The organism is Pusillimonas sp., assembly GCF_035515275.1.
Classification (GTDB): domain Bacteria; phylum Pseudomonadota; class Gammaproteobacteria; order Burkholderiales; family Burkholderiaceae_B; genus Pusillimonas.
Genome location: NZ_DATJBQ010000011.1, coordinates 1 through 6,545 on the forward strand (window position 1 = coordinate 1; position 6,545 = coordinate 6,545).

Here is a 6,545-nt window from a genome sequence, read left to right on the forward strand (position 1 = left end):
AAGGTGACGTTGGCAATGACCGAATTGCTTTCAATATAGTTGGAAGGCAAAGACTGGCCGGCAGTGGCCAAGGCGGTTTCCAGCGCATTGCGCACGGGCGTCTGCTTGGGCCACACAATCCAACGGTATTTGGTGACATCGCTCCAGTGCAGTTCGGGCAAATCGAACAAGGGGTGGCCGGGGCGTGCCACCAGATCAATGGGTTCTACATACAGCTGCTCAGAATGAATGCTGGCTTCAAGGGCCACGTTGCTTGCACTGCGACCCATGACAATATCAAGATCGCCTCGAGCCAATAAACCCAGCAACCGGTCCATGGTGCCTTCAACCAGGTCGATGCGCATATCGGGCATGCGTTCGGCCATGGCCAAAATGGCGCGCGGCGCCGCTTCGGTAGCCGCCGCGCCCGATGCACCGATCACCACCCGCCCCGCGCCGCCAGTGCGCAGTATGTCCATGTCGACCACGGCTCTGTCCAGTTGGGCGTCAATTCGACGCGCGTGCGCGATCAGCGTCTGGCCGTGCTGGGTTGGCGTAAGCCCCCGGGCGTGGCGCTCGAACAAGGGCAGGCCAATATCGGCCTCGAGGTCTTTAAGCCATTTAGAAAGCCCCGGCTGCGTGGTATGCAGCAGCTTGGCCGAATGGCTGAGGTTTCGGGTTTGGGCCAGGCTAAGCAGAAACTTCAGGTTGCGCAGCCGGATGCGGTCGGTCCAATCTGTTGCCATGATGGTTCTTATATATAGATAGGGGTCAGCAGCCTGGGCCCTTTTGCGCGCGTCGTCAGAAATTGTCTGGCTCGCGCACGAGCCATCTGCCAAGCAGCACATGGCAACACGCCCAGCTTGTTTTTATTCTGAATTTTCTCTAATATTATCGAAAACACGCAAGATTTTATAAAATCAGTTCACTAGAGACAGGCCCGATATGAAAATTGCACCTCGCACCAATTATCGCGAAGACGTCGTCGGACGTGCCAACGTAGAAGACACGCCCGAGCTGCTCGCCTATTACGAAGAGCTCGATTCACTTAAAACCGGCGCCCTCTGGACAGTCGCCAACAAGATCGAGCCGTGGTTTCCACAATCGGCGTCCGAGCCTGTGCTGTGGCGGTACCGCGACCTGCGCGACCACGTGCTGCGCTCGATCGATCTGGTCACACCCGAAAAAGCCGGGCGCCGCGTCATCTATCTTAACAACCCTGGTCGTCAAGACGTTGCGGCTGCCGTGGGCTGGCTTTATTCGGGCCTGCAGGCCATGAACCCGGGTGAACTGGCTTCGGCGCATAACCATTCGGCCAGCGCCCTGCGCTTCATTATGGAAGGCAAAGGCGCCTACACCATTGTGAACGGCCACAAAATGACACTGGGCGCCAACGACTTCGTGCTAACGCCCAACGGCACCTGGCACGAACACGGCGTCAGCGAAGACGGCGCACCTTGCATCTGGCAAGACGGCCTTGATATTCCGCTGGTCAATGCACTTGAAGCCAACTTCTACACCGTACACCCCGACCTTAACCAGGCCGTTACTTACGCGGTAGACGACAGCACCGCCACCTGGGCCGGCACAGGCCTGATGCCCGGCGACGACAAATGGGAACACGGCTACTCGCCCCTGCTGAAGTACGAATGGGCCCCCACCTACGAGGCCCTTAGCCGCTATGCGCGCGTTACCGACGGCTCGCCTTTTGACGGCGTGCTGATGAACTACATCAACCCCAAAACGGGCGGCCCTGTCATGCAAACCATTGGCGCCAGCATGCAAATGCTGCGCCCCGGCGAACACACCAAGGCACACCGCCACACCGGCAGCTTCATTTACCAAGTGGCCAAGGGCAAAGGCTTTTCAATCATTAACGGCAAACGTTTCGACTGGCAGGAACGCGACATTTTCTGTGTGCCGTCGTGGGCCTTCCATGAGCATGGCAACGCCAGCCAAACTGAAGACGCCTGCCTGTTCAGCTTCAATGACCTGCCCGTTATCAAAGGGCTTGGCCTTTACCGCGAAGAAGCTCTTTCAGAAAACGGCGGACACCAGCCCGTTTAATGTTTTTGCCCGCCGCCCATCGGCGTGCGGGCCTTTTGATTCCCCTCTATATCGCATCGGTCCGGCATAGCCGCCCGACAACAAGGAAAAACTCATGCGCTTAGTTACTTACCGCCGCAACGTACTGGAAGCCGCCCGCTTGGGCGCGATAGTTGAAAACATGGTCGTCGATATCGAATACCTGGGCATGGTCGTGGGCATTGACCTGCCCAACGACATGCTCGAATTTATCGACCTTGGCCCTTCGGCCGTTGCAACCACCACCGACCTGCTCAAGCAGCACCAGGACAACTGGCCGGTAGGCGTGGCCTTGCCCCTGCAGAACGTAAAGCTGCTGGCCCCCATTCCGCGTCCGCGCAAAAACATTTTCGGCATCGGCCTTAACTATGTAGAGCACGTTGCAGAATCCAGCCGCACGCTCGACACGTCGGCCGATCTGCCCAAGCAGCCTGTCATCTTCACCAAGCCGCCCACCACCGTGGTCGGCCCCGGCGACAGCGTCGAGCACAACGCCAAGATCACCCAACAGCTGGACTGGGAGGTTGAACTGGCCGCCATTATCGGTACCCGCGCCCAGCGCATCGAAGAAAAAGACGCACTGTCTTACGTATTTGGCTACAGCCTGATGCTGGACATGAGCGCCCGCGACAACCGCCGCGCCGGCCAGTGGGTGTATTCCAAAGGCATGGACACCTATGCACCGTTCGGCCCTTGCATCGTTACCGCCGACGAAATCCCCGACCCCCAGACCCTTGATCTGTGGCTGAAGGTAAACGGCGAGATCAAGCAGCAATCGAACACCAAGCATATGTTGTTCAATGTTGCCCACCTGGTGGCCGACATCAGCGCAGGCATCACTCTGGAGCCCGGCGACATCATTGCCACCGGCACCCCTGCGGGTGTGGGCGCAGGCCGCGACCCACAAGAATGGCTGTGGCCCGGTGACGTGATCGAATCGTACGTCGAAGGCATCGGCACCATGCGCAACACCGTTGTTGCCGTCTAAAGCCCCTTAACCCCTACAGCTTGATCGAGGTATCCATGCTTAACCTGCCCGCCGTCAAGGTCGCCGCCGTACAGGCCGCACCTGTGTTCCTGGACACCCAGGCCACCGTCGAGAAAGTGTGTTCGCTCATCGCCGAGGCCGCCGGCCAAGGCGCCCAGCTTATCGCTTTCCCTGAAGTATTCGTGGCCGGCTACCCCTATTGGAACTGGATCATGAACCCGGTCGAGGGCAGCCCATGGTTCGACAAGCTGTGCCGCAGCGCTATTGAAATACCCGGCCCCGAGATCCAGCGCATTGCGCAGGCGGCCGGACGCCACGGCGTACACGTCGTGGTCGGCGTCAACGAACGCAGCGCCACCGGTATTAGTACCCTGTACAACACCTTGGTGTTTATCGGGCCCGACGGCAAGCTGCTGGGCCGTCATCGCAAGCTCGTGCCCACCTGGGCCGAAAAACTAACCTGGGCCAACGGCGACGGCTCATCGCTGCGCGTGTACGACACCGCCATCGGCCGCCTGGGCGGCCTTGCCTGCGGTGAAAACACCAACACCCTGGCCCGCTTCAGCCTGCTGGCTCAAGGCGAACTACTGCACGTCGCCAGCTACATATCGCTGCCCGTGGCCCCGCCCGACTACGACATGGCTGAAGCCATCAAAGTGCGCGCCATGGCGCACTGCTTTGAAGGCAAAGTCTTTACCGTCGTGTCGTGCTCCACCATTTCCGACGAAATTGTGGCCGCCTTCAGCGAAACCCATCCACAGGCCGAGCAAATGCTACGGCGCAAGAACAGCGCCTGGTCCGGGGTTATCGGCCCCGACGGCCGCGTAGTAGGCGAACCCCTCATCGACGCCGAAGGCATCGTATATGCCGATGTAGACCTGGGCCGCTGCATCCAGCCCCGCCAAATGCACGACATTACCGGCCACTACAACCGCTTCGACGTCTTTGACCTGCGTGTCAATCGCCAGCCCCAGCAAGCCGCCCAGTTCTCTGACCAACCCCGCGGCGCCAACCTGGACTTCGACGAAGAAACAGACCCAAATACCAACAGCGAAACAGGCACACGCCCATGAACGCCGCCCTGCCCGAGGCGTCCAGGCCGGCCAAGGCTTCCACCTTGGCCGAACAAGCCTACGTCAACCTCAAGCGCGACATCCTGTCCGGTGAGCTGGCCCCGGGCCTGGCCTTGCGTCTTGAGTTTCTGAAGCAGCGCTACCAGCTTAGCTTCACCCCGCTGCGTGAAGCCCTTAATCGCCTGAACAGCGAACGGCTGGTCGAGTCCATTGCCCTCAAGGGTTTCCGTGTGGCGCCGCTTTCCGTCAAAGAAATGCAAGACTCCATGAGCGTGCGCACCCTGATCGACTGCGAGGCCCTGCGTCGCTCAATCGAACGCGCCACCGACGACTGGGAGACCAACATCGTGGCCGCCCTGCACGCCCTCGACCTGGCCACCCGCCGCAAAACCGCAGACGACTCCAACGCCGGCTACGACGAAGTCGAACAACGCCACCTGGCCCTGCACCGCGCACTGATCGCCGCCTGCGACTCTCGCTGGCTACTCGAGCTCTCGGCCACCCTGTACATTCAGACCGAACGCTATCGCCGCCCCATGCTCAAGACCAGCGTCCGCAAAGAAAGCAGCCGCGACGTCTCCAACGAACACCACGCCATCGTCGACGCCGCCCTGAACCGGGACGCCGACCAGGCTGTGGCCCTGCTTACCCAACACTACAACCGCACCACCCACCTGATCGAAGCCTCGTTAGCCCAACAACAAAGCGCTTAAGCGCCGCACGCCCCGCCGCCGAACAGCGCCCCTATCCAAGGCACCCGCAGGGCGAGGGGCGGGGCACCTCCTCGTCCGGCCTTTCGTCCCGCGCCGCATTTTCTGCATTTGGGCGGTTCAAAGGCGCCCGCTTGTCCGAATCCCGAGGAGCGCAGCGACGAGGTTGAGTTCGGACGCCTCCGCCCAAATGCAGAAAATGCGGGCAGCCCGCCGAAGGACGGGCCGCGGGATGGGCCGGACGAGGAGGTGCCTCGCCCCTCGCCCTGCCAGCAGAACACCGACGCAGCATCACCCTCAATCCAAATACCGAAGCCATAAAAAAAACCGCCCAATTTTGAGCGGCTTTTCGACTACTGAAAAGAGGAGAGCAAAGCCAACTAAACCCCCAGATACTGCGTCACCAGCTCCGGCTTATCCTGCAGCTCTTGCGAGGTTCCGTTCCAGACGATTCGCCCCTTCTCGATAATATGATGCCGATCCACCAAATGGTGCATCTCTTTCAGGTTCTTGTCGATCAGCAAAATCGTTTGCCCTTCGGCTTTCAAACGATTCAGGCAAGCCCAGATCTCTTGCCGGATCACCGGCGCCAAACCCTCGGTCGCCTCATCCAGAATCAACAGACGAGGGTTCGTGAGCAGTGCCCGGCCAATCGCCAGCATTTGCTGCTCGCCGCCCGACAACGTTCGCGCCGACTGATTCGCCCGCTCTTTCAAGCGCGGAAACAGCTCATACACCGCATCCAGCGTCCAGGTGCCGCCGTACTCATTACGCGACGTGGCCACCAGATTCTCGTAGACCGACAGCGACGCAAACACCCGGCGCCCCTCGGGCACCAGCCCGAAACCCAACCGGGAAATTCGATGCGGACGAAACCCGCTGATGTCCTGGCCGTCGAACGTAACCTTACCGCCCTTAAGCGGCAACATACCCATTAAAGTGCGAACCGTGGTGGTCTTGCCCATGCCATTGCGGCCCAGCAACGACACCACCTGTTGCGACGCGATGTCCAGGTCGACCCCGAACAGCACCTTGGCCGCCCCATAACCCGATTGCAGATTCTCTGCGTGCAGCATTATTCTTCCCTTCCCAGATAAGCATCACGCACCGCCTCATTGCCCCGCACTTGATCAGGCGTGCCCGTGAAGATCGGCGTGCCGTAGACCAGCACCGTAATACGGTCGGCCAGCGCAAATACGATGTCCATATCGTGCTCGACGAGCAATATTGCGTACTGCCCCTTAAGGCCAAGCAAAATGTCCTTCATGCGCTGAGACTCTTCAGCACCCAGACCCGCCATGGGCTCGTCCAGCAGCAGCACCGACGCATTCAGCGACAACGCTATGGCCAGTTCAAGCTGGCGCTTTTCGCCGTGCGCCAGGTCGGACACCCGCACATCGGCCCGGTCACCCAGGCCCACCTGTTCGAGCGCCCTGCGTGCAGGCTCGCGCAGTTCAGGCAGTTTGCGCGCTGCGCGAACCATGTCAAAGCGTTTGGTCGACTGTGCCTGCACTGCCATCGCCACATTGTCTTCAGCCGTAAAATCGTTGTACAGCTGACTGATCTGGAACGAGCGGGCCAGGCCTACCGAGGCACGCTTGTGCGCCGGCAAACGCGTAATGTCTTGGCCGTCGAGCAGCACATGGCCCGAATCGGGCATGAGCTCGCCGCTGATCTGCGAGATAAGCGTGGTCTTGCCCGCCCCGTTAG

7 protein-coding genes are annotated in these 6,545 nt (G+C 60.3%); 4 read left to right on the forward strand and 3 right to left on the reverse strand.

The features are described from left to right. Positions 1-725 (reverse strand): LysR family transcriptional regulator (locus tag VL003_RS00610; protein ID WP_325438534.1); only part of this gene is annotated, 725 nt, incomplete at its 3' end. A 199-nt stretch (positions 726-924) separates the two neighbouring features. Here VL003_RS00610 and VL003_RS00615 point away from each other — a divergent pair. The 4 genes from VL003_RS00615 (at position 925) to VL003_RS00630 (ending at position 4,838) form a co-directional block, all read left to right on the forward strand. After that, positions 925-2,046, forward strand: a complete 1,122-nt coding sequence (locus tag VL003_RS00615) for a cupin domain-containing protein (protein WP_325438536.1) — start codon at positions 925-927, stop codon at positions 2,044-2,046. Between the two features lie 94 nt (positions 2,047-2,140). Beyond that, on the forward strand, positions 2,141-3,052 hold the full coding sequence (locus tag VL003_RS00620; RefSeq protein WP_325438538.1) for a fumarylacetoacetate hydrolase family protein: 912 nt from the start codon (positions 2,141-2,143) through the stop codon (positions 3,050-3,052). 35 nt (positions 3,053-3,087) lie between these two features. Continuing rightward, positions 3,088-4,125 carry a carbon-nitrogen hydrolase family protein gene (locus VL003_RS00625; RefSeq protein ID WP_325438540.1) on the forward strand — a complete coding sequence of 346 codons (1,038 nt, stop codon included), beginning with the start codon at positions 3,088-3,090 and terminating at the stop codon, positions 4,123-4,125. Continuing rightward, positions 4,122-4,838: a GntR family transcriptional regulator gene (locus tag VL003_RS00630; RefSeq protein ID WP_325438542.1), complete on the forward strand. Its 717-nt coding sequence runs from the start codon at positions 4,122-4,124 to the stop codon at positions 4,836-4,838. Before VL003_RS00625 ends, VL003_RS00630 begins: the two co-directional genes overlap by 4 nt. 377 nt (positions 4,839-5,215) lie before the next feature. Here VL003_RS00630 and VL003_RS00635 read toward each other — a convergent pair whose 3' ends face one another. Together VL003_RS00635 and VL003_RS00640 are read right to left on the reverse strand one after the other, a co-directional pair. After that, positions 5,216-5,911, reverse strand: a complete 696-nt coding sequence (locus VL003_RS00635) for an ABC transporter ATP-binding protein (protein WP_325438544.1) — start codon at positions 5,909-5,911, stop codon at positions 5,216-5,218. After that, on the reverse strand, positions 5,911-6,545 hold a 635-nt coding region (locus VL003_RS00640), incomplete at its 5' end, for an ABC transporter ATP-binding protein (protein ID WP_325438546.1). The genes VL003_RS00635 and VL003_RS00640, both read right to left, overlap by 1 nt.

Excerpts from the sequence above, each read along its gene's own strand:
- VL003_RS00615 (WP_325438536.1), top strand. The coding sequence starts at position 925 with ATGAAAATTGCACCTCGCACCAATTATCGCGAAGACGTCGTCGGACGT.
- VL003_RS00620 (WP_325438538.1), top strand. The coding sequence starts at position 2,141 with ATGCGCTTAGTTACTTACCGCCGCAACGTACTGGAAGCCGCCCGCTTG.
- VL003_RS00625 (WP_325438540.1), top strand. The coding sequence starts at position 3,088 with ATGCTTAACCTGCCCGCCGTCAAGGTCGCCGCCGTACAGGCCGCACCT.
- VL003_RS00630 (WP_325438542.1), top strand. The coding sequence starts at position 4,122 with ATGAACGCCGCCCTGCCCGAGGCGTCCAGGCCGGCCAAGGCTTCCACC.
- VL003_RS00635 (WP_325438544.1), bottom strand. The coding sequence starts at position 5,911 with ATGCTGCACGCAGAGAATCTGCAATCGGGTTATGGGGCGGCCAAGGTG.